Source organism: Streptomyces sp. MS19, from assembly GCF_047200595.1.
In the GTDB taxonomy this organism is placed as follows: domain Bacteria; phylum Actinomycetota; class Actinomycetes; order Streptomycetales; family Streptomycetaceae; genus Streptomyces.
Genome location: NZ_JBJZOH010000014.1, coordinates 101,217 through 123,851, shown reverse-complemented (window position 1 = coordinate 123,851; position 22,635 = coordinate 101,217). Strand labels below are relative to the sequence as shown.

The 22,635-nt window shown below is 73.2% G+C and carries 20 protein-coding genes; 11 read left to right on the top strand and 9 right to left on the bottom strand.

Annotation, left to right across the window (positions count from 1 at the left end; all coding sequences use genetic code 11):
- The first annotated feature begins 52 nt into the window (after positions 1-52).
- Complete coding sequence (locus ACL02R_RS16420) at positions 53-568, top strand: SET domain-containing protein (protein ID WP_412797653.1); 516 nt, start codon at positions 53-55, stop codon at positions 566-568.
- Positions 569-574: 6 nt separating this feature from the next.
- Here the strand turns inward: ACL02R_RS16420 and bioD are convergent, their stop codons facing one another.
- Genes bioD through bioB form a run of 3 tightly spaced genes read right to left on the bottom strand, consistent with a single transcriptional unit; the run spans position 575 to position 3,676 of the window.
- Positions 575-1,276: a dethiobiotin synthase gene (gene bioD, locus ACL02R_RS16415; protein ID WP_412797652.1), complete on the bottom strand. Its 702-nt coding sequence runs from the start codon at positions 1,274-1,276 to the stop codon at positions 575-577.
- A gap of 29 nt (positions 1,277-1,305) precedes the next feature.
- On the bottom strand, positions 1,306-2,610 hold the full coding sequence (locus ACL02R_RS16410) for an adenosylmethionine--8-amino-7-oxononanoate transaminase (RefSeq protein WP_412797651.1): 1,305 nt from the start codon (positions 2,608-2,610) through the stop codon (positions 1,306-1,308).
- On the bottom strand, positions 2,603-3,676 hold the full coding sequence (gene bioB / locus ACL02R_RS16405) for a biotin synthase BioB (protein ID WP_412797650.1): 1,074 nt from the start codon (positions 3,674-3,676) through the stop codon (positions 2,603-2,605). The genes ACL02R_RS16410 and bioB overlap by 8 nt, the downstream gene beginning before the upstream one ends.
- 192 nt (positions 3,677-3,868) lie before the next feature.
- Here bioB and ACL02R_RS16400 point away from each other — a divergent pair, with 192 nt between their 5' ends.
- Both ACL02R_RS16400 and ACL02R_RS16395 read left to right on the top strand, forming a co-directional pair.
- On the top strand, positions 3,869-5,059 hold the full coding sequence (locus tag ACL02R_RS16400) for an 8-amino-7-oxononanoate synthase (protein ID WP_412797665.1): 1,191 nt from the start codon (positions 3,869-3,871) through the stop codon (positions 5,057-5,059).
- A gap of 73 nt (positions 5,060-5,132) precedes the next feature.
- Positions 5,133-5,981: an SAM-dependent methyltransferase gene (locus ACL02R_RS16395; RefSeq protein ID WP_412797649.1), complete on the top strand. Its 849-nt coding sequence runs from the start codon at positions 5,133-5,135 to the stop codon at positions 5,979-5,981.
- A gap of 48 nt (positions 5,982-6,029) precedes the next feature.
- Here ACL02R_RS16395 and ACL02R_RS16390 read toward each other — a convergent pair whose 3' ends face one another.
- Both ACL02R_RS16390 and ligD read right to left on the bottom strand, forming a co-directional pair.
- Complete coding sequence (locus tag ACL02R_RS16390; RefSeq protein ID WP_412797648.1) at positions 6,030-7,055, bottom strand: porin PorA family protein; 1,026 nt, start codon at positions 7,053-7,055, stop codon at positions 6,030-6,032.
- Positions 7,056-7,176: 121 nt separating this feature from the next.
- The gene (gene ligD / locus ACL02R_RS16385) at positions 7,177-8,193 is read right to left on the bottom strand and encodes a non-homologous end-joining DNA ligase (protein WP_412797647.1); all 1,017 of its coding nucleotides are present in this window, start codon (positions 8,191-8,193) and stop codon (positions 7,177-7,179) included.
- 86 nt (positions 8,194-8,279) lie between these two features.
- Between ligD and ACL02R_RS16380 the strand changes: the two genes are divergently transcribed.
- Positions 8,280-9,344 (top strand): ATP-dependent DNA ligase, encoded by a 1,065-nt coding sequence (locus ACL02R_RS16380; protein WP_412797646.1) that lies wholly within the window; start codon positions 8,280-8,282, stop codon positions 9,342-9,344.
- Between the two features lie 18 nt (positions 9,345-9,362).
- Here ACL02R_RS16380 and ACL02R_RS16375 read toward each other — a convergent pair whose 3' ends face one another.
- Positions 9,363-9,773: an HIT family protein gene (locus ACL02R_RS16375; protein WP_412797645.1), complete on the bottom strand. Its 411-nt coding sequence runs from the start codon at positions 9,771-9,773 to the stop codon at positions 9,363-9,365.
- A gap of 69 nt (positions 9,774-9,842) precedes the next feature.
- Here ACL02R_RS16375 and ACL02R_RS16370 point away from each other — a divergent pair, with 69 nt between their 5' ends.
- The 3 genes from ACL02R_RS16370 (at position 9,843) to ACL02R_RS16360 (ending at position 12,622) form a co-directional block, all read left to right on the top strand.
- On the top strand, positions 9,843-11,048 hold the full coding sequence (locus tag ACL02R_RS16370) for an NAD(P)-binding domain-containing protein (RefSeq protein WP_412797644.1): 1,206 nt from the start codon (positions 9,843-9,845) through the stop codon (positions 11,046-11,048).
- Between the two features lie 171 nt (positions 11,049-11,219).
- On the top strand, positions 11,220-11,996 hold the full coding sequence (locus ACL02R_RS16365) for an SAM-dependent methyltransferase (RefSeq protein WP_412797664.1): 777 nt from the start codon (positions 11,220-11,222) through the stop codon (positions 11,994-11,996).
- Positions 11,997-12,082: 86 nt separating this feature from the next.
- Positions 12,083-12,622 (top strand): NUDIX domain-containing protein, encoded by a 540-nt coding sequence (locus tag ACL02R_RS16360; RefSeq protein WP_412797643.1) that lies wholly within the window; start codon positions 12,083-12,085, stop codon positions 12,620-12,622.
- A gap of 3 nt (positions 12,623-12,625) precedes the next feature.
- On the opposite strand, the gene ACL02R_RS16355 is transcribed toward ACL02R_RS16360, so the two are convergent.
- From ACL02R_RS16355 to ACL02R_RS16345, 3 genes are all read right to left on the bottom strand, one after another.
- Entirely contained in the window at positions 12,626-13,726 is a 1,101-nt protein-coding gene (locus ACL02R_RS16355) for a type III polyketide synthase (protein WP_412797642.1), read from the bottom strand.
- 183 nt (positions 13,727-13,909) lie between these two features.
- Positions 13,910-15,115, bottom strand: coding sequence for a cytochrome P450 (locus tag ACL02R_RS16350; RefSeq protein ID WP_412797641.1), 1,206 nt, complete (start codon positions 15,113-15,115; stop codon positions 13,910-13,912).
- 266 nt (positions 15,116-15,381) lie between these two features.
- Positions 15,382-16,659: an ROK family transcriptional regulator gene (locus tag ACL02R_RS16345; protein WP_412797640.1), complete on the bottom strand. Its 1,278-nt coding sequence runs from the start codon at positions 16,657-16,659 to the stop codon at positions 15,382-15,384.
- Positions 16,660-16,969: 310 nt separating this feature from the next.
- On the opposite strand from ACL02R_RS16345, the gene ACL02R_RS16340 reads away from it, so the two are divergent.
- Genes ACL02R_RS16340 through ACL02R_RS16325 form a run of 4 tightly spaced genes read left to right on the top strand, consistent with a single transcriptional unit; the run spans position 16,970 to position 22,506 of the window.
- Positions 16,970-18,652 (top strand): ABC transporter substrate-binding protein, encoded by a 1,683-nt coding sequence (locus ACL02R_RS16340; RefSeq protein WP_412797639.1) that lies wholly within the window; start codon positions 16,970-16,972, stop codon positions 18,650-18,652.
- 9 nt (positions 18,653-18,661) lie between these two features.
- Complete coding sequence (locus tag ACL02R_RS16335; RefSeq protein ID WP_412797638.1) at positions 18,662-19,651, top strand: ABC transporter permease; 990 nt, start codon at positions 18,662-18,664, stop codon at positions 19,649-19,651.
- An 18-nt stretch (positions 19,652-19,669) separates the two neighbouring features.
- Positions 19,670-21,580 carry a dipeptide/oligopeptide/nickel ABC transporter permease/ATP-binding protein gene (locus ACL02R_RS16330; protein ID WP_412797637.1) on the top strand — a complete coding sequence of 637 codons (1,911 nt, stop codon included), beginning with the start codon at positions 19,670-19,672 and terminating at the stop codon, positions 21,578-21,580.
- Positions 21,577-22,506, top strand: coding sequence for an ABC transporter ATP-binding protein (locus ACL02R_RS16325; RefSeq protein ID WP_412797636.1), 930 nt, complete (start codon positions 21,577-21,579; stop codon positions 22,504-22,506). Before ACL02R_RS16330 ends, ACL02R_RS16325 begins: the two co-directional genes overlap by 4 nt.
- The last annotated feature ends 129 nt before the right edge of the window (positions 22,507-22,635 follow it).

Genomic DNA, 22,635 nt, shown 5'->3' with positions numbered 1-22,635 from the left:
GGGTGCCGAAACTCACTGGCACCACCCGTACCCGGCTCGTAGCATCCGGCGCATGCTGGCGCACCCTCCGCCGACCGAGAGCCTGCTCGACCCGCGGGCCGTCGTCCGGCCCTCGCCGATCGGGGGCCTCGGGCTGTTCGCCGCCGCGCCGATCCCGGCAGGGCAGGCCGTCCAGCGGTTCGGCGGCCGGCTCGTCGACGACGCCGCGCTCGCCGCCCTCACCCCGCCGCACAGCAGCCTGGCCGTCGCCGAGGGCCTGCACCTGCTGCTCGACCCGGAGACCCCGGCCCGCTTCGGCAACCACTCCTGCGACCCGAACCTGTGGTTCCGCGACGCGCTCACCACCGTCACCCGCCGCGCGGTCGCCGCCGGGGAGGAGCTGACCGTGGACTACGCGACGCTGACCGGCGTCGAGGAGTGGTCGATGGACTGCCGCTGCGGCAGCCCGCGCTGCCGGGGCGCCGTCACCGGCCGCGACTGGCGCCGCGCCGGCCTGCGCGCCGCGTACGGCCGCCACTGGACGCCGCCGCTGCTCGCCCGCATCGACACCCTGGGCGACAGCGCGTGAACGCCGCTACCACCGCCCGGGGCCGCCGAGCGGCTCCGCGAGCCAGCCGGACGCGGCGGCCCTGAAGACCTCCGGCGGCAGCGACCCGGCGCCCGCCGGGAGGACGCCGAGCAGCGGGAGGCCCGTCACGGCGGGCAGGTCGGTCAGGTTGCAGCGCTCCGCCAGTCCCGGCGCGGCCGGCATGCTGCCGACGACGATCCCCGGGCAGGCCAGTCCGCGAGCGCGCAGGGCCTCGGCGGTCAGCTCCGAGGCGTTGAGCGTGCCGAGTCCGGCCGCCGCCACGACGAGGACGGGGGCGCGCAGCAGCCCGGCGACCCCGGCGATCGTCGCCCCGGCGTCGTCCAGGCGCACCAGCAGCCCGCCCGCCCCCTCGACCAGCACGAGGTCGTGCTCCTCCGCCAGTGCCCGCGCCGTCTTGGCGATCACGGCCGGATCGACCGGCGGCAGCCCCGAGCGCCGTGCCGCCGTCGCCGGGGCGAGCGGCTCGGGGTAACGGGCGGGCTCGACCGCCGTCACCGGCCCGGCGAGGCGCGTGACCTCCGCGACGTCCCCCGGCTCGCCCGGGGCGACCCCTGTCTGCGCGGGCTTGAGCACGGCCACCGTCCGCCCGCGCGCCAGCGCGGCCGCGGCCAGCGCCGCGGTCACGACCGTCTTGCCCACCCCGGTGCCCGTGCCGGTCACCACCAGCACGCCCGTCGGCCCGTCCACGCGCCGCTCCCTTCCGTCCGCCCCGCCCGTCATCCGGCCAGCGCCGCGTCGCGCACGGCGGCGCAGATCAGCGCGAGGTCGTCGTCGTCCGTCACATAGGGCGGCATCGTGTAGATCAGGTCGCCGAACGGGCGCAGCCACACGCCCGCCCGCACCGCCGCCCGCGTGGCCGCCGCCATGTCCACGGGGTGGTCGAGCTGCACGACGCCGATGGCGCCGAGCACCCGTACGTCCCGCACGCCCGGCAGCCCCGCCGCCTCCGCCAGCCCCTCGCGCAGCCCGGACTCGATCCGCCTGATCGTGCCCGGCAGGTCCTGCCCGAGGAGCAGGTCGATCGAGGCGTTCGCGACGGCGGCCGACAGCGGGTTCCCCATGAACGTCGGCCCGTGCGCCAGCACCGGCACCTCGCCGCGCGAGATGCCCTCCGCCACCCGCGTCGTGCACAGGGCCGCCGCCATCGTCAGGTAGCCGCCGGTCAGTGCCTTGCCGACGCACATCACGTCCGGCGCGACGCCCGCGTGCTCCGCCGCGAACAGCGGCCCTGTGCGCCCGAAGCCGGTCGCGATCTCGTCGAACACCAGCAGCACCCCGTGCTCGTCGCACGCCTCCCGCAGCACCCGCAGGTAGCCGGGGGAGTGGAAGCGCATGCCGCCCGCGTTCTGCACCACGGGCTCGACCACCACGGCCGCCGCCTCGTCCGCGTGCCGCGCGACCATGTCCCGCAGCTGCCGCTCGTACGCGGGATCGACGCCCGCGCCGAAGCCGGACGGCGGGACCTCGGCGAACACCTGCCGGGGCAGCGCGCCCGACCACAGCGCGTGCATCCCGCCGTCGGGGTCGCACACCGACATGGGGTGCCATGTGTCGCCGTGGTAGCCGCCGCGCCAGGTCAGCAGCCGCCGCTTCCCCGGCTTCCCGGCCGAACGCCAGTACTGCAAGCACATCTTGAGCGCCACCTCGACCGACACCGAGCCCGAGTCGGCCAGGAACACGTGCCGCAGCGGCTCCGGCGTGACCGCGACCAGCCGCTCGGCCAGCCGCACGGCGGGCTCGTGCGTGAGCCCGCCGAACATGACGTGGCTCATGCGGCCGAGCTGCCCGGTGACCGCCTCGTTGAGCACGGGGTGGTTGTAGCCGTGCACCGCCGACCACCACGACGCCATGCCGTCCACCAGCTCGCGCCGCCCGTACGCCTCCTCGGCCAGGCGCAGCCGCACACCGGACGCCGACTCGACCAGCAGCGGCTCCGTGACGCCGGGCATGGGCCCGTACGGGTGCCACACGTGCCGCCGGTCCAGATCGAGCAGTTCGCGCACGCGGCCCGGCTCAGGCATTGGGCGGCAGCTCCGTGCCCGCGCCGCGCCGCCGCACGGCGACCAGGTCCGCGCGGTGCCCCGGCAGCGTCGTCTCGCCCGCGCCCTCCACCTCGAAGCCCGCGTCCGCGATCATCTCCAGGTCCGCCTTGCCCGCCTGGCCCTCGCTGGTCAGGTAGTCGCCGAGGAAGACCGAGTTCACCAGGTGCAGCGCGAGCGGCTGGAGCGACCGCAGATGCAGCTCCCGGCCGCCCGCGAGGCGCACCTCCACGTCGGGGCAGACGAAGCGGACCATCGCCAGGACGCGCAGCGCGCGCTGCGGCGTCAGGTTCCACTCGCCCGCCAGCGGCGTGCCGTCGAAGGGGATCAGGAAGTTCACCGGCACCGAGTCGGGGTCCAGGGCACGCAGCGCGAGGGCGACGTCCACGAGGTCCGCGTCGCTCTCGCCCATCCCCGCGATCAGCCCGGAGCACGCCGAGAGACCGGCCCCCTGCGCCCTGCGGACGGTGTCCACGCGGTCGGCGAACTCGTGGGTCGTGCAGATGTCGCCGTACGTCGCCTCGGACGTGTTGAGGTTGTGGTTGTACGCGTCGGCGCCCGCCTCCCGCAGCCGTTCCGCCTGGCCGTCGGACAGCAGCCCGAGGCAGGCGCACACCTCCACCTCGCCGTGCCGCTCGCGGATCGCCGCGATGGTCTCCGAGACGCGGTCCACGTCCCGGTCGGTCGGGCCGCGGCCGCTGGCGACCAGACAGACGCGCTTCGCCCCGCCCGCGACACCGGCGCTCGCCGCGTCGGCGGCCTCGCCGGGCTTCAGCCAGGTGTACTTCAGCACCCCGGCGCGCGAGCCGAGCCGCTGCGAGCAGTAGGAGCAGTCCTCGGGGCACAGGCCGGACTTCAGGTTCACCAGGTAGTTCAGCTTCACCCGGCGCCCGAACCACTGGCGCCGCACCCTGCCCGCCGCGGCGACGACGTCGAGCAGCTCGTCGTCGGTGGTCGCCAGCACGGCGAGTGCCTCGTCACGGGTCGGCGTCTCGCGGCGGAGCCCTTTGTCCACCAGGGTGTTCAGCAGGGTGCTCAGCAGATCCATGCCCCGATCCTCGCCCAGAGACAGCCCCACCGGAAAGGCGGAATCCCACAAAGCGAACGTCCGGAGTGTGTCCGTGACGGCCTGTCACGGAGCGGCGCGGGCCACTATCTTTTATATGCATTCCACAACCGGTAGATGCACTCCACAGCCGGCGAGCGCCCCGCCGGCAGTCACCCGTGCCGGGAGGCCACGATGCCGGACGACCGCACGCCGGACGACGGCACGGACCCGCGGCGGGTCCTCGCCTGGCTCGACGACGCCGCCGAGACCCGCCGCCGCGCCGGGCTCACCCGCGTTTTGCGTCCGCGCGCGGCGGACGCCGCGTTCCTCGACCTCGCGGGCAACGACTACCTCGGCCTCGGCCGCCACCCCGAGGTCACGGCCGCCGCCGCCGAGGCCGCCCACCGGTGGGGCGCCGGGGCGGGCGGCTCCCGCCTCGTCACCGGCAGCACCGCACTGCACGCGCGCCTGGAGGCCGAACTCGCCGCCTTCTGCGGCTTCGAGGCCGCCCTCGTGTTCGCCTCCGGGTACGCCGCCAACCTCGCCGTCCTCACCGCGCTCGCCGGGCGCGGCACCCTCGTCGTCTCCGACGCGGGCAACCACGCGTCGCTGATCGACGGCTGCCGCCTGTCCCGCGCCGCCGTCACCGTCGTCCCGCACGCCGACCCCGCCGCGTTCGGCAAGGCCCTGACCGGCTACCCGGGACGCACCCTCGCCGTGAGCGACACCGTCTTCTCCACGGACGGCGACGCCGCGCCGCTCGGCCCGCTCGCCGCCGTCTGCCGCGAGCACGGCGCCGCGCTGGTGCTCGACGACGCCCACGGCCTCGGCGTCGTCGGCGACGGCGGGCGCGGCGCCACGGCCGCCGCCGGGCTCGCGGGCGCGCCCGACGTCGTCGCGACCGTCACCCTGTCCAAGGCGCTCGGCAGCCAGGGCGGCGCCGTCCTCGGCCCGGCCCGGGTCGTCGCGCACCTGGTCAACGCGGCCCGCACGTTCATCTTCGACACCGGACTCGCCCCCGCCGCGACCGGAGCGGCCCTCGCCGCGCTGCGCGTCCTGCGCCGCGAGCCCGACCGCCCCGCGCGTACCCGCGCGGTGGCCGCCGCCCTGCACAACGGGCTGACGGCGGCGGGCCTGACAGCGGTGCGCCCCGACGCCGCCGTGGTGTCCGTGCGCGCCCCGTCGCCCGACGCGGCCGTCGCATGGGCCGAACGGTGCCGCGCCGCGGGCGTCGCCGTCGGCTGCTTCCGCCCGCCCTCGGTCCCGGACGGCGTGGCGAGGCTGCGGCTCACCGCCCGCGCGGACCTGACGGACGCCCAGGTCGCCACGGCGGTGCGGACCGTCGTCTCGCTGGCGCCCGGCTCCGCGCGGGACGGCGGTTGATCCCGTGCGCCCAGGGCGTGGTGCGCTACGTTGTGGACACGGCTTTGCAGGACGCACCGCAGGAGCTGAGGCCATGACCGACGCCGCTGACGACTCCGATTCCGCCGCCGCCGACGCGGCGGCCCCCCGGTCCGAACCCGTGTCCAAGATCGACCAGAGCGTGCCGCACTCCGCCCGCATCTGGAACTACTGGCTCGGCGGTACCGACAACTACGAGGTGGACCGCGCCGCGGGCGACGCGTACTGCCGCTCGTTCCCCGGCATCGTGGACATCGCGCGGGCCTCCCGCGCCTTCCTCGCCCGCTCCATCCGCTACCTCACGCAGGACGCGGGGCTCCGTCAGTTCCTCGACGTGGGCACCGGCCTGCCGACCGTCGACAACACCCACCAGATCGCCCAGCGCGTCGCCCCCGAGTCACGCGTCGTGTACGTGGACAACGACCCGCTCGTCCTGCTGCACGCCCACGCGCTGCTCAGCTCGACGCCCGAGGGCGTCACCCGGTACATCGAGGCCGACCTCCAGGAGCCCGAGGACATCCTCGCCCGCGCCGCCGGGACGCTCGACCTCGACCGGCCGGTCGGCCTGATCCTGAGCGGCATCCTGGGGCACGTCGCGACGTACGGGGAGGCGCGGGACATCGTCCGGCGCCTCATGGCGGGCCTGCCGTCCGGCAGTTACCTCTCGCTCAACGAGGGCACCGACACCGACCCCGTGTACGTCCGCGCGCAGGGCGAGTACAACGCCTCGGGCGCCATCCCCTACCGCCTGCGGCCGATGGACGAGATCGCCGGGTTCTTCGACGGCCTCGACCTCGTCCCGCCGGGCGTCGTCCAGGTCCCGCGCTGGCGGCCCGACATCACGCCGTCGGGCGACCAGCCCGAGGACATCGGACAGGCGGGCGGGGTGGCCCGCAAGCCCTGAGGGCCCGCGGCGGTGCCACCCCGCCCGCCTCGCGCGGCGCGCCGTGCGTCAGACCGCCGCGGCGGGCTCCCGCCCGGCGCCCGCGCCGCGCCGCGTCCTGATCTCGCGCCAGATCACGAACGCGGCCAGCAGCACGGCGAGGACCAGCAGGCCCACCGGCAGCAGGAAGCCGACCAGCCACAGGGCGCGCCCGTTCGAGTCGGCGTCGTCCGCGCGTTCCGCGATGCCCTCCGGGGTGCCCTCGACCGACATCGAGCTGACGGGCGCGAGCGTCACCGGGCCGCCGGGGCCCTCGGTCTGCGCGACGATCGTCTGCTGGAGCGAGCCGTTGAGCACCGCGCCGGTCCCCGAGTCGATCCACGCCACGCGCTGGGTGGTCGCCGCGTAGGTCAGCGGGACCGTCTCGGGCAGCTGGGCCAGGCCCGCCGGGTCGGGCCGCTGCTCGGCGGGGAGCGTCTCGGCGAGGCCGGCCAGCACGTCGCGGGGCAGCGAGGTCGGCAGGTTCTCGATGATCGACGGGTCGCCCAGCGGGCCGGCGGCGTCGATGGTGTAGACGTACGCCTCACGTCCCTCGACGTCCTCCGTCCTGTCGTAGACGGCGGGGGCCTCGGTGGCCGTGGTCGGGTCCCAGAAGGTGTAGTCGCGCTCCTCCGGTTCGAGCGGCCAGGAGATCACCAGGCCCTGGTGCAGCTCGGCCCCCGAGTCCTGGGGGGCGGGGCGGTCCTCCAGGTCGGTGCGGTCCACGGACCAGCGGTGCGAAGTCGCCGACAGCTGTGTGTCGTTGGGCCCCGTCATGACGACCTCGTCGCTGATCACGGCGGTCCCGCCGTCCGTGTCGATCACCCGCACGTGCCGGTCGAGCGTCACCGGTACGTCGGTGAGCAGCGCGTTCGCCAGGTCGCCCGTCTCCAGTGCGGCGGCGTTGAGCGTCGAGGCCGTGCCGGTGTACTCGAAGACGCTGTCCGTGTCCGACGGCAGCTGGTGGACCGCCGGATAGATCATCAGTCGGACCACGGCCGACGCCGCCACGAGCAAGACGACGACGCCGGACAGAATCCAGCTGCTGGTACGCATGGTTACCCTCCCGAGCGCGAACGTACAGCGGTGTACGACGGCTGAGTCAACTTAGAGTTGACCGGAGGTGACGTCAATAAGTCCGACCATTCGTTCATGAGTACATACAGGGCTGTGACCTTCAGGCCCTCCGGGGCCGTCTCGCCCTGCTCGGCTGCACCCGCGCCGGCTCGCCCGCCGCCTTCGGATGCTCCGGCGGATACGGCAGGTCCCCCAGGCCGTGTTCGCGCTCGTCCCGCGCGGCGAGGTCGAGCGCCGCGTCGAGGACGAACGCCTCGCCCTCCATGTCCGCGTGCACGTCGCCCGCCTCGGCGAACCTGCCGGGCATCGACGCCAGGTCGAAGTCCCCGGGCCGCGCGTCGGGCACCTCGTCCCAGCGCAGCGGCGCGGAGACGGTCGCCCGGGGCGTGGGCCGCACCGAGTACGCGCTCGCCACGGTACGGTCGCGCGCCGTCTGGTTGTAGTCCACGAAGATCCGCTCCCCCCGCTCCTCCTTCCACCAGGCCGTCGTGACGCGGTCGGGCGCCCGCCGCTCCAGCTCGCGCCCGATGGCGATCGCCGCCCGCCGCACCTGCGGGAACGTCCAGCGCGGCGCGATCGGCACGAACACGTGCAGCCCCCGCCCGCCCGACGTCTTCGGCCAGCCCCGCAGCCCGAGGCCGTCGAGCACCTCCCGCAGGTCAAGCGCCGTGCGCACCGCGTCCGCGTAGTCCGTGCCCGGCTGCGGGTCGAGGTCGATGCGCAGCTCGTCCGGGTGCTCGGTGTCGTCGCGCCGCACCGGCCACGGGTGGAACGTGAGGCACCCCAGGTTCGCCGCCCACACGACGGCCGCCGTCTCGTCCGGGCAGATCTCGTCCGCGTACCGCCCGCTGGGGAAGGCGATCCTGCCGGTCGGGATCCACGACGGCAGGTTCTTCGGCGCCCGCTTCTGGAAGAACGACTCGCCCGTCACGCCCTCGGGGTAGCGCTCCAGCGTCGTCGGCCGCCCGCGCAGCGCCCGCACCACGCCGTCGCCGACCGCGATGTAGTACCTGGCCAGGTCCAGCTTGGTGAAGCCGCGCTCCGGGAAGTACACCCGGTCCGGATGCGACAGCCGGACGGTCCGGCCGCCGACGTCGAGCTGTATCGCGTCCGCCATGCCGCCACCGTAGGACGGCCCGCCCGGACGCGCCCGCCGGACCGCTCGGGACCCCGCCCTTGCGGACAATCGCGGATAATCCGGGCATGGATCTGCCGGTGCTGCCGCCCCTCGCCCCGATGCTCGCCAAGCCCGTCGCCGACATCCCGCCGGGACTGCACTACGAGGCCAAGTGGGACGGCTTCCGCGCCCTCGTCTTCCGCGACGGCGACGAGCTGGAGATCGCCAGCCGCACGGCCAAGCCGCTGAACCGCTACTTCCCCGAGCTGGTGGAGGGGCTGCGCGCCGCGCTCCCGCCCCGCTGCGTCGTCGACGGTGAGATCGTCGTCGTCCACCGGGGCCGCCTCGACTTCGACGCGCTCCAGGAACGCATCCACCCCGCCGCCTCCCGCGTCCGGCAGCTCGCCGAGCGCACACCCGCCGCGTTCGTCGCCTTCGACCTGCTCGCCCTCGGCGACGCCGCGCTCCTCGACACGCCGCTGGCCGAACGCCGCGCCGCCCTCGCCGACGCCCTGCGCGGCGCCCGGCCGCCGCTCCACCTCGCTCCCGCCACGCGCGACCTGGAGACGGCGCGCGACTGGTACGGCCGCTACGAGGGCGCCGGGCTCGACGGCATCGTCGCCAAGTCCCCCGACCTGCGCTACCACCCGGGCGAACGGGTGATGCTCAAGATCAAGCACGAGCGCACCGCCGACTGCGTGGTCGCGGGCCTGCGGCACCACAAGAGCGGCCCCGTCGTCGGCTCGCTGCTGCTCGGCCTGTACGACGGCGGGGGCACGCTCCAGCACGTCGGGGTCTGCGCCGCGTTCCCCATGCGCCGCCGCCGCGAGCTGATGGACGAGCTGGCGCCGCTCGTGACGGACGACCCCGCCGGACACCCCTGGGCCGGCGGGCACGCCGGGGACGGCGCGACCCGCGTGCCAGGCGCCCCGAGCCGCTGGAGCGGCGGCAAGGACCTGTCGTGGGTCCCGCTGCGGCCCGAGCGGGTGTGCGAGGTGGCGTACGACCACATGCAGGGCGACCGGTTCCGCCACACCGCGCGCTTCCGCCGCTGGCGGCCCGACCGCACGCCGGACAGCTGCACCTACGAGCAGCTGGAGCAGCCCATGCGCTTCGACCTGGCCGACGTCCTCACACCCCCGCCCGGCTGACGGCCCACCGCTCCGCCGTCACGCCGCCGCCTCCCGCACACGCGCGGCGACCGCCGCCGCCTCCGCCTCGTCCGCGTACCGCCCGCGCGGCCAGAAGAACCCCCGCAGCCCGTCCTTGCGGCGGCGTGGCACCACATGGACATGCAGGTGCCGCACGGACTGGCTCACCCGGTTGTTCTCCGCGACGAACGACCCGTCCGCCCCCATCCCGCGCTCCACCGCCAGCGCCAGCCGCCGCACACGCGAGAAGTACGGCCCGACGTCCCCGTCCGCCAGGTCCGTCAGCGTCTCCACGTGCCGCCTGGGCACGACCAGCGTGTGGCCGGGGAACAGCGGCCTGATGTCCAGGAACGCCACCGCCACCCCGTCCTCGTACACCCGGTGGGCGGGCGCCTCGCCCGCCGCGATCGCACAGAACACACAGTCCACACCGCCCAGTCTCCCGCCCCCGCCGCCCGGCCGCGGGAAGCCACGGGCGGCCGGGAGCGTTCACCGGGCATGGAGCACACGCGGATCGTCGTCGTCGGGGCGGGCCAGTCCGGGCTCTCGGCCGCCCACCACCTGCGGCACCACGGTCTGAAGCCCGGACCCGGCTTCGTCGTCCTCGACCACGCCCCGCGGCCCGGCGGCGCCTGGCAGTACCGCTGGCCCACCCTGACCTACGGCGGCCTGCACGGCATGCACTCCCTGCCCGGCATGGAGCTCACGGGCGCCGACCCCGGCCGGCCCTCGTCCGAGGTCGTCGGCGAGTACTTCGACGCCTACGAGCGCGCCTTCGGCCTGCGCGTCCTGCGCCCCGTGGACGTGTCATCCGTGCGGGACACCGGCGACGGGCGGCTGCTCGTGACCTCATCGGCGGGGGAGTGGAGCGCGCGTGGCCTGATCAACGCGACGGGTACCTGGGACCGCCCGTTCTGGCCGTACGTGCCCGGCCGCGAGTCGTTCGCCGGCCGCCAGCTCCACACCGCCTCCTACCCCGGCCCCCAGGCGTTCGCGGGACGCCGGGTGATCGTCGTCGGCGGCGGCACCTCCGCCGTGCAGCACCTGCTGGAGATCAGCGCCACGGCCGCCCAGACCACCTGGGTCACCCGCAGGCCGCCCGTCATCCGCGACACCCCGTTCGACGAGGAGCGGGGCAGGGCGGCCGTCGCGCTGGTGGCCGACCGCGTGAGCCGCGGGCTGCCGCCGCAGAGCGTGGTGTCGGTCACCGGCCTCGTGATGACGGAGGCGGTGCGCGAAGCCAGGGAACGCGGCCTGCTGGCGCGGCGGCCCATGTTCCGCCGGATCGTCCCCGAGGGCGTGGTGTGGGACGACGGGACCGTCCTCGCCGCCGACACGATTGTGTGGGCGACCGGCTTCCGCGCGGCCGTCGACCACCTCGCGCCGCTCGGCCTGCGCGAGCCGGGCGGCGGCATCAGGCTCGACGGCACGGGCGCCGTCCGCGACCCGCGCGTCCACCTCGTCGGCTACGGGCCGTCCGCCAGCACCGTGGGCGCCGGCCGCGCCGGACGCGCCGCCGTCCACGCCCTGCTGCCCCTGACCGGCGACGACGCCGCGCCGCACGGGCCGGCCGCTGGACAGCGTGCCGCGCCGGGGGAGTCGGCCGGCCGCGCGACCGGCCGCGCGACCGGCCGAAATGGTGACGCACTGTCACCGTCCACTGCCGCACAGCACGTCCCGGCGGCCGACGTCATCCGTTCATGACGTTTTATCGACCAAGCGATAGGCGGCGTCTATGATCCCGTGCTGTCATTGATCACCGTGGGACGGGCCAACAGGTGGTTCCGCGGCACGGCGATCCGCGCGGTCACCCGAGCCAGAGCACCACCCAGCACAGCAGTACAGGAGAAATGCCCCGTGACCGACGAAGCACCCATGATCGACATCTCGGTGCCCCACTCGGCGCGGATCTGGAACTACTGGCTGGGCGGCCAGGACAACTACGAGGTGGACCGTGCCGCGGGGGAACGCTACCGCGCGACCTACCCGGAGATCACCCAGCTCGTCAAGGCGTCCCGCGGCTTCCTGACCCGGGCCGTCCACCACCTCGCCGCCGACGCGGGGCTACGGCAGTTCGTCGACATAGGGACGGGCCTGCCCACCGCCGACAACACCCACCAGATCGCGCAGCGCATCGCCCCCGAGTCACGCATCGTCTACGTCGACAACGACGCGCTCGTCCTCGCCCACGCGCGGGCCCTGCTGATCAGCGGCCCCGACGGGGCGGCCGACTACGTGTACGCCGACCTGCGGCAGCCCGACGTCATCCTCGACGCCGCCGCCCGCACGCTCGACCTGGCGCGGCCGGTCGGCCTGATCCTCAGCGGGGTCCTCGGCCACGTCGCCTCGTACGCGGAGGCGCGGGCCGTCGTCGGCCGGCTGGTCGCCGCGGTGCCGCCCGGCAGCCACCTCGTCCTGAGCGACGGCACCAACGTCTTCGCGAAGGCGTGCGTGGCCGCGCAGCAGGAGTACAACGAGAGCGGCGCCGTCCCCTACCACCTGAGGTCTCCGGAGGAGCTGGGCGTCTTCTTCGACGGACTCGACTTGGTCGAGCCGGGTTTCGTTCCCTGCTCGCAGTGGCGTCCCGGGACCAGGACGCCGGAGCCTGGAGAAGAGCTCGACATCTTCGGCGGTGTGGGCCGGAAACCCTGACGCGTGTCGTCGCGGGCCACCGGCCTGCCGCGCCGTGACCAGGCGCGATGACAGCATGACACCAGCGTGAGAAAGGCGGGTCACCCATGGCCTACACCTATGGCAGGACCATCTCCCACTGCCCCTTCTGCGGCACGGCCTACGCGGCCGACGCCCTGTGGCCGCGCGACTGCCCCGGCTGCGGCGAGACGCAGTGGGCCAACCCGCTGCCCGTCGCCGTCGCCATGCTCCAGGTCAGGATGGCGCACGGCACCGGACTCGTCGTCGTCCGGCGCGACATCGAGCCGTGCCGGGGCGAACTGGCCCTGCCGGGCGGATACATGGAGCTGGGCGAGACCTGGCAGGAGTCCGTCGTCCGCGAGCTGCGCGAGGAGACGGGGCTGATCGCGGACGCCACCGGCGTCACCCTCTTCCAGGTGCACAGCGGCGACCGCACGGTCAACGTCTACGGCCTGCTGCCGCCCGTGGACCACGCCGACCTGCCGGAGTCCGCCCCCACCGACGAGACCACCGAGTGGCTCGTGCTCGACAAGCCCGTCCCCCTGGCCTTCCCCGGCCACGACACGGTGGTGGAGGCGTACTTCGACCGCGTCCGCGACGCGGACAGCGGCAGCCCGGCGCGCTGACCGTCAGGCGACCCCGGCCTGCTCGGCCCTGCGGGCCTGGCCGCCCACGGTCCCCCGGGCCGTGCTCCAGGAACCGAGCGAGATCTCCGCGGTGATCCCCGGGCCGAAGCCCGCGATCACACCGCGCGCCGCCTCCGCCGCGCCGCCGTCGGCGAACAGCCGCTCCAGCGCGTCGAACACGACGCAGCTGGCGATGTTGCCCCGTTCGGTGAGCGTCGCCCTGCTGTAGCGGTACATCTCCGGCGCGACCCCGAGGAAGTGGCAGAGGTCGTCCAGGATGCGGGGCCCGCCCGCGTGGACGATGTGGAAATCGAGCCCCGCCATGTCCCAGTCGTGCTGCGAGGCCAGCGTCCGCAGCGCGGGGGCCAGCATCTTCATCGTCGTGGGCACCCGCTTGTCCAGCAGGAAGTGGAAGCCGGTGCCCCGCACGGCGTACGAGATCCAGTCCTCCGTGTCGGGCACGAGGTGCGACCCGTTGCGCTCCAGGCGGACGCCCGTGCCGCCCTGGCCGCGGACGACGGCCGCCGCGACGGCGTCGCCGAACAGCCCGTTGGACAGCAGCGACCCGACGCCGAGGTCGGTCGGCTGGTAGCACAGCGAGCAGAACTCGCAGGCGACGATCAGCACGTTCGCGTCCGGGTAGGCCAGGCAGAAGTCGTGCGCCCTGTTGACGGCCGCCCCGCCGGCGGCGCAGCCCAGCTGGGCGATGGGCAGCTGCCGGGTCTCCGGGCGGAAGCCGAGCGTGTTGATCAGCCAGGCCGTCATCGACGGCATCATGAAGCCGGTGCACGACACGTAGACGATGAGGTCGATGTCGCGCACGCCGAGGCCCGCGTGGTCCAGGGCCCCGTAGACGACCTGCGGCACGCGCCGCTTGGCCTCGGCCTCGTAGACCTTGTTGCGCGCCTCGAAGCCCGGGTGCTTCAGCGTCTCCTCGATGGGCTGGACGAGATGCCGGGTCTGCACCCCCGTGTTCGCGATCAGCCGCAGCGCGAGGCCGAGCTGCGGGTGGTCGGCGTGCATGGTGCGGGCGAGTTCCAGGGTGTCCTCGACAGTGAGGACGTGCTCAGGAACGGCGATGGACGGTCTGCACAGGGTCGCCATGAATCGATCCCCTCCCCTTGCTCCGGCGTTCACGGGCGTGGCCGCCGTGGTATCGATGGCTGTTCGGTGGTGCGGGTGGCGCGGGCGCCGGTGACGTGGACGTCCGCGGTGCGGGTGGTGTGTGCTGCGCGGGCGCGGGCGCGGGCGCGGGCGCGGGCCGGCGGGGGCGGGCGTGCCGCCAGGTCACCAGGTGACCGGCAGCTCGTACGGGTAGCGCCAGATCGACTCGTCGTTCCACCTGACCTCCTCGGGCGGCACGGCGAGTGTGAGCCGCGGGAACCGTTCCAGCAGGCTCCCGATCGCCAGCTCCAGCTCCATCAGCGCCAGCGGGGCGCCGATGCAGTGGTGCGCTCCCCAGCCGAACGTCATGTGCGGCGACGCGGGCCGGTCGATGTCCAGCTCGTCCGGCCGCTCGAAGCGTGCCGGGTCCCGGTTGGCGGCCAGGTAGGAGACGTGTACGGCCTCCCCCTTCCTGATCAGCACACCGCCGACCGCCACGTCCTCCGTGGCCACCCGGGGGATGCCGACGCCCTTGCGGAACGGGATGAACCGGAGGAACTCCTCCAGCGCCCGCGGGAGCAGCCCGCGCTCGGCGCGCAGCCTGGCGAGCTGCTCGGGCCGGGTGAGCAGGGTGTAGACGATGTTGCTGAGCTGGTAGGTGCTCGTGTCGTGCCCGGTCATCAGCAGGACCATGGCCATGACGGTCAGCTCGTCCGCGCCGAGGATGTCGTCACCGTCCTTGGCGACGGCGAGCGAGCTGATCAGGTCGTCACCCGGATCCGCGCGGCGGCGCCGGGTGAGGTCCGCGAAGTACGTCCGGAGCTCCGCCTTGGCACGGACCGCCGCCTCCTTGGTGGCCGCGCCGACGGACATCATGGCGATGGCCCGGCGCCGCAGTTCGGGCCGGTCCGCCTCCGGGATGTCGAGCACTTCGCAGATGGTCGTCAGCGGCAGCTGCATCGACACGTGCTTGACGAGGTCCGCGGGCGGGCCGTGGTCCTCCAGGCCGGAGAGCAGCGTGTCGACGATCCGCTGCGTCTTCGGCTTCATGGCCTCCACCTTCGGCGCGGTGAACGCCTGGGAGACCAGCTTCCTGAGCCGGTTGCTGGCCGGCGGGTCGAGCAGGTTGATCGACTCCGACTGCACGATCGGCGCGGGCGTCATGCGCGGGAAGTCGCGTCCCGCCACCGCCGCCCTGCTGAACCTGCGGTCGGTCGTCACCAGGCGCACGTCCTCGTAGCGGGTGACGAGCCAGGCCTCGCCCTCCCCGTAGGACATGCGGATGCGGGCGACGGGTGCCTCCGTCATCAGTTGCCGAAGCAACGGGTCGAACTCAAGGCCGTCCGCGAAGTCGAACGGACAGGCCCATACCTTGTCGGAGGTATCCACTCCGGCGCTCCAATCGTCGAGGACCGCCGCGTTCCGGCGTCTTTCCCCTGGACGACCGATGTGTCCCCGCCTCCGCGCGGGGTCATGTGCGGGGGAGCGCCAATTAACCCTTTAGTGGACACCGGCGCCGAACGGGCTTGCGGCAGCCGAGACTTCGACCGGCGCCTTTCGCGACAGCGACGGCACGCGTGCGCCCACCCGCGCGTCGGTCCGCCGGGGGCGCGCGCCACCGGATCACCCGGACGGGTGCGCCGGACCCAAGGCGGTCAGCGGGGCGCGGACGGGGCGGCGGGCTCGGCGTCGGCGAGGTTGTCCGGCAGCCGCAGGCCCTCGCGCAGCGGCACCAGCTCCGACTGGAGGACGAGCGCCGCCGCCCCGATGGCGGGCGCGGTCGCCGCCGACCGGGACAGCCGCACCGTCACGCCGTGCGTGGCGCGGGCGAAGAACGCGCGGTCCAGCTCGCCCTGGACGACCGGCAGGTAGATGGAGCCGGCGATGGCGAGGCTCGGGCCGGTGAGGACCATCTGCTCCAGGTCCATCACGTTGGCCAGCGTCCGCGCGGCCACCGCCAGGTTCCGCGCCGAGCGCTCCAGCAGCGCCCTGGCGCCGGGCTCGCCCCGCAGCGCGGCGCGGGTGACGGCCGCGAAGTCGGCGAGGCGGCGGGGCCGTTCGGCCGGTCCCGTGGCCAGTCCCGCCGCGCGCGCCACCGCCGGGTCGGCGCGCGCGGCCTCGACGACCGCGCCGGGGCCCGCCAGTACCTCGGTACAGCCCCGCGCGCCGCACCAGCACTCGGGGCCGTCCGCGTCGAGGCAGACGTGCCCGATCTCCCCGGCGTTGCCGCTCGCGCCGCGGAAGGTGATGCCGTTGACCATCAGGCCCGCGCCGATGCCGGTGCCCATGTAGATCGCGGCGAAGGTCGGGGTGCCCCCGACATCGCCCGACCAGTGCTCGCCGAGCGCGGCGGCCGTCGCGTCGTTGTCGAGCACGACGGGCAGCCGGGTGGCGGACTGGAGTTCGCGGTCGAGCGGGAAGTCGTCCCAGTGCCGCATGGCGGGCGGGACGAGCCGCATGCCGCTCGTCTGGTTCATGGGCCCGGGGGCGACGAGTCCGAGGCCGAGGACCCTGCCGCGGTCGATGCCCGCGCCCTCGATCAGGGCGTCGACCTCCGTGGCCATTCTCGCCACGACGACGGGGGGGTCGTCCGTGCCGACGCCCGCGCGGGACATCCGGGCCACCACCGAGCCCCCCAGGTTGGTGAGGACGTAGGTGATGCCCGCGTGGTCGAGGTGCACGCCCACGGCGAACCGGGAGGACTGGTTGAGCTGGAGCAGCACCCTGCGTTTGCCGCCGGTGGACTCGGCGCGGCCGGTCTCCAGGACGAGGCCGTCGTCGATCAGGCGCCTGACCACGGTGGAGATGGTCGCGCCCGTGAAACCGGTCGCGTTGACGAGCCCCACCCTGCTGATGGTGCCCGCGGCCCGGATGACGTCGAGGACGGCTGCCCTGCTGCTGGCGTGCGGGGTGGCTCCCGCCGGTCCGCTCACTGGCTCCTCCGCATCGTGCACAGGAGTGCGCAACCCGGGTGTGCTGCGACGGTGACGCTGTGCGTTGCTTAGTTTATTTGCCTGACGAAGCCACACGCCAGAGGGAATGCGCCGGTGGAGGTGAGTTCGTGTCACTTTCGCCGCGCCGTGTCCGGTCCGTCGCGGACAGCGAGGGTCAACTCCACGCGTGTCGTTGTCTGTTCGTGTCTTGCCGGGGTTGACTTCGTTAATTCGGCGGCTTAACAATCACATACCCCTGGGTGACTCCGCCCATGCCCCAACGGTGGGGCAGGCTCTGAGAGGAACGAATATGTCCCTGCACGTAAGGCGACGGGTGCGCACGGCGGCGATCGGAGCGGTTTCGGTCGGCCTCCTCGTGTCCGGGTGCGGCGGTTCGGACGGGGGCGGCAGCTCCACCCCCACCGACACCCTGGTGGTCTACGCCGGACAGGCCACCGACTACACCGCCAACTTCAACCCGTTCTCCCAGTCGTTCATCGAGGGGCCGGGCAGCATCTTCGAGCCGCTGTTCTTCTACAACATCGCCTCCCAGGCCGAGCCGTCACCCAAGCTCGGCACCGAGTACGCGTGGAACGACGACGGCACCGAGCTGTCCATCACCCTGCGCGAGGACGTGACCTGGTCCGACGGCGAGCCCTTCACGGCCGACGACGTGAAGTTCACGTTCGACATGCTGATCGCCCAGCCCGCCATGAACGCGGTCGGCTTCGAGGGCGAGACGGAGGTCGTGAGCCCGACGGAGGTGCGCGTCACGTTCGACGAGCCCTCCTTCATGGACGGCCCCCAGCTGCTCGGCAAGACGTGGATCGTGCCCGAGCACCTGTGGAGCCGGATAGCCGACCCGGTCACCGACCCGATCGCCGAGCCCGTCGGCACCGGCCCCTACACGCTGAGCGACTTCAAGCCGCAGTCGTTCGTCCTCACCGCCAACCCGGAGTACTGGGACGGCGAGCCCGAGCTGAAGAACGTGCGCTACCGCTCGCTCTCGGGCAACCAGGCCGCCGCCGACGCGCTGGCCGCCGGCGAGATCGACATGAACACCGGGCCGGTCCCCGACATCGCCAACGTCGAGCGCCAGTACCCCGGTTACAAGGCGATCACCGTCCCGATGAACCAGATCGTGCTCAACGCCTGCTCGAACACGGAGCTGGGCTGCGAGGGTGCGCAGACCGACCCGGCCGTGCGCCAGGCGATCTACTTCGCGATGGACCGCGAGCAGATCAACTCCCTCGCGTTCCAGGACACCGCCGGTGAGATGTCGCCCGGCTTCGCGCTCCCGGACCGCGACGCGGCCTACATCTCGGCCCGCCTGACCAACCGCATCGTGCCGATGTCGCCCAACACCGCGCGGGCCGAGCAGGCGCTGGAGTCCGCCGGCTACAGCCGGGGCGACGACGGCGTCTTCGAGAAGGACGGCCGGCGCGCCTCCATGACCGTCTCGGTCGTCGCGGGCTGGAACGACTACATCACCACGCTCAACACGATGGCGGAGCAGGTGGCCGCCGCCGGCATCGAGCTGACGGTGCAGCAGGTCTCGTGGAACGAGATGGCGGACTCCCGCGCCACCGGCAACTACCAGCTGATGATCGACTCGCTGGCCCCCGGCCCGGCCCCCGACCCGTACTACGTCTACAGCTACTTCTTCCACAGCGCGAACACCGCCGAGGTCGGCACCGCCTCCTCCACGAACTACGCCCGGTACGCCAACCCGGAGGTGGACGAGGCCATCGACCAGCTCGGCCAGCTGGCCCCGTCGGACTCCGACCGGATGCAGTACTACGACGTCATCCAGGAGGCCCTGGAGCAGGAGATGCCGTACATCCCCGTCCTGACCAACGGCACCACCACCGAGTTCAACGCCGAGAAGTTCAGCGGCTGGCCCACCAACGTGAACCTGTACGCGTTCCCCGCGATCTGGAGCCGCCCCGACCAGGCGGAGATCTTCCTCCGCCTCGCGCCCAACGGTGAGTGACGTCCAGCCATGAGGTACTACGCCCGGAAGCTGGGGTTCTACGTCATCGCCCTGTGGGCGGCACTGACCCTCAACTTCTTCATTCCGCGAATGATGCCGGGCAGTCCGGTCGACACGCTGCTGGCGAAGCTCCAGCAGCGTGGCGGCTCGGTCACCCCGGAGGCCCGCGAGGCGTTCGAGCTGATGCTCGGCACGGACAGCGGCGCCCCGCTGTGGAACCAGTACACCGACTACCTGGGCAACCTGTTCACGGGCGACCTGGGCGTCTCGGTCAGCCAGTTCCCCGCGAACGTGACCGACGTCATCGGCGACTCCCTGCCGTGGACGATCGTGCTGGTCGGCATAGCGACCTTCCTGTCCTTCGCGATCGGTGTCCTGCTCGGCGCCCTGGTCGGCTGGAAGCGCGGCTCCTGGACGGACACCCTCGTCCCGGCCACCACGCTGCTCGCCGCCGTGCCGTACTTCTGGCTGGCGCTGATCCTCGTCCTGCTCCTGTCCACCAACCTCGGCTGCTTCCCGCTCAACGGCGGCTACGACGTGACGCTGTCCACCGGCTGGAACTGGGACTTCATCAGCTCGACGGTCGAGCACGGCTTCCTGCCCGCGCTCACCATCGTGCTCTCGTCCGTCGGCGCCTGGCTGCTCGGGATGCGCAACATGATGGTCTCCACCGTCGCCGAGGACTACGTCCTCACCGCCCAGGCCAAGGGCCTGCGCACCAGCCGCATCATGCGCCGCTACGCCGCGCGGAACGCGGTCCTGCCCTCCGTGGCCGGGTTCGCGATCTCCCTCGGCTTCGTGGTCTCGGGCTCCATCGTCACCGAGCAGGTCTTCTCCTACCCGGGGATCGGCTCACGGCTGCTGGAGTCGGTGCAGAACAACGACTACGCCCTGATGCAGGGCATCTTCCTCGTGATCACCGTGGCGGTGCTCGGCGCCAACCTGGTCGTCGACCTGCTCTACGGCCTCATCGACCCCCGCACCCGAGTCGAGAACTGAGCTAAGGAGCAGGCACCCATGACCCATCTCAGCCCGCTCACCGGCGCGACCGACGAGGGCGCCCCCCAGGCGGAGGCGGCGGCGTCCGCCGCGCCGCCCACCGGACGCGGCAGCGGCCTGCGCGCGCTGCTGCCCGCGTGGTCCCCGAAGCTGGCCGTCGGACTCCTCCTCGTCGCCGGTATCACGCTGTTCGGCCTCCTCGGCCCCCTGTTCACCGGCGACCCGAACGCCATCGACAGCATGGGCATGACCTCGCCGAGCGGCGAGTTCTGGCTCGGCACCACCCAGACAGGACAGGACGTCCTCGCGCAGCTGGCGCACGCGACCCGGGGCTCGCTCCAGGTCGGCCTGCTCGTCGGCGTCCTCGCCACCGCGCTGTCCGCCGTCTTCGGCATCATCGGCGCGTACGTCGGCGGCGCCCTGGACGAGGGCTTCTCGCTGTTCTCCAACGTCATGCTGGTCATCCCCGGCCTGCCGCTGGTCATCGTGATCGCCGGGTTCGTCCCCGCCCCCGACCGCGGCTGGTGGACGATCGCCGTCGTCCTCGCCGTCACGGGCTGGGCCGCGTCCGCCCGCGTGCTGCGCGCCCAGACGCTGTCCCTGCGCAACCGGGACTACGTGGCCGCCGCGCGCGTCGCGGGAGAGAAGCGCTGGCGCATCGTCTCGGTGGAGATCCTGCCGAACCTGCTGCCGCTGCTGGCCTCGCAGTTCGTCTTCGCCGTCATCGCGGCGATCCTCTCCGAGGCCGGCCTCGCCTTCCTCGGCCTCGGCGCCACCAACTCGCACACGCTCGGCACCATGCTGTACTTCGCCCAGAACGGCTGGGCGCTCCAGTACGAGGCGTGGTGGTGGTTCGTCCCGCCGGGCCTGATGATCGCGTTCTTCGGCTGCGGCCTCTCGCTGATCAACTTCAGCATCGACGAGATCATCAACCCCAAGCTGCGTGTCCGCGCGTCCCGCTCGGGCACCGGCGTCGAACCGGGCGCCGTCGCCCCGGAGGCGCGGACCGGCACGGCCACGGTGGAGGCGGCCGAGGACGGGCGCGAGAAGGTCCTGACGGTCGAGGGCCTGAACGTCGTCTACCGCGCGGACACCCCCGTGCACGCGGTGAAGGACGTCTCCCTCACCCTCAGGCGCGGCGAGATCCTGGGGCTCGCGGGCGAGTCGGGCTGCGGCAAGACCACGCTGGCCTACGCGATCAACCGCCTGCACCGCCCCCCGGCCGAGGTCTCGTCGGGCACGGTCACCTTCCACGACCGCTCCGGCGAGGACATCGACCTGCTGGCGCTCGGCGCCGAGGAGCTGCGGCAGTTCCGCTGGTCGAAGCTCTCGATGGTCTTCCAGGGCGCGATGAACTCGCTCAACCCGGTGATCACCGTGCACGAGCAGCTCGACGACGTGCTCCTCACACACCGCCCTGACATGCCGCGCGACGAACGCCGCGCACGCTGCGAGGAGGTCCTGCGCCTCGTCGGCGTCGATCCCAAGCGGCTCGGCTCGTACGCGCACGAGCTGTCCGGCGGCATGCGCCAGCGCGTGATGATCGCCATGGCCATGCTGCTCGACCCGCAGGTGATGATCATGGACGAGCCGACCACCGCGCTCGACGTGGTCGTCCAGCGGGGCATCCTGCGCGAGATCGTGCGGCTGCGCGACGAACTGGGCTTCGCCGTCGTCTTCATCACGCACGACCTGCCGCTGCTGCTCGAACTGAGCGACCGCATCGCCGTGATGCGCGCGGGCGAGATCATCGAGTACGCCCCCGCCGCGGAGATCCACGCGAGCCCGCGGCACCCGTACACCCGTCAGCTGCTCGACTCCTTCCCGAGCCTGACCGGCGAACGGGGCGCGTTCGTCCGCACCGGCGAGTCCAGCGCGCGCCCGGCCGGCCCGCACTCCACCGACGCGAACGAAGGTGCACCGCGATGACCGCTCTAGAGGTCCGCGACCTGGTGAAGGACTTCCGCATCCGCTCGGGGTTCTCCAGCGCCCGCCTGCGGGCCGTGGACCACGTGTCCTTCACCCTCACCCCCGGCCGCACCGTCGCGCTCGTCGGCGAGTCCGGCTCGGGCAAGTCCACCGTCGCGCGGATGATCGCGCGTCTTGAGCGGCCCACCGGCGGCGAGATCACCGCCACGGGCGACGACGGCGCGCCGATCCAGGACCGCAGGTACCGGGACCACGTGCAGATGGTGTTCCAGGACCCGTTCGCGTCGCTCAACCCGTTCCACAGCATCGAGCACCACATCGCCCGCCCGCTGCGCCTGCACGGTGTGACGCGCGGCCGCGAGGAGACGCGCCGCCACGTCGAACAGCTCCTGGAGCGCGTCAACCTGACCCCGGCCGCCGACATGGCCGTCCGGCGGCCCCACGAGCTGTCCGGCGGCCAGCGCCAGCGCGTGGCCATCGCCCGCGCGCTGGCGCCGGGCGCCCAGGTCGTCGTGGCCGACGAGCCGGTGTCGATGCTCGACGTGTCGATCCGCCTCGGGGTGCTCAACCTGCTGGCGAGGCTCCAGCGCGAGGACCGCCTCGCCGTCCTCTACATCACGCACGACCTCGCCACGGCCCGGCACTTCTCCGACGAGATCCTGGTGATGTACCGCGGCCGTGTGGTCGAGCGCGGCCCGGCGGACGACGTCATCCTCACCCCCCGGCACTCGTACACGAAGCTGCTGGCCGCCGCGGCGCCCAACCCGGACGACCGCGGCCGCACCCTCGCCGACACCCCCGGGGCCATCGCGCCGGAGGACCTGGCGCGGTCGTACGACCACTACACGGGGTCCTGGCAGTCGTTCGACGAGGCGGAGCCGATCGCGGTGGCGGCGGCCGACCCCGCCGCCGGGGACCCGGTGTGAGCCGCGCCCGCCGGGCCTGAGGCGGGCCGGGCGCACACCGCCCCGGTCCGGGCACCTCCGCCCCTGTTGACTTACTTTGTTCAGCTGCGTAAGAATCTCTGGCCGCGCCGACGGCGAGAGACACGTTCT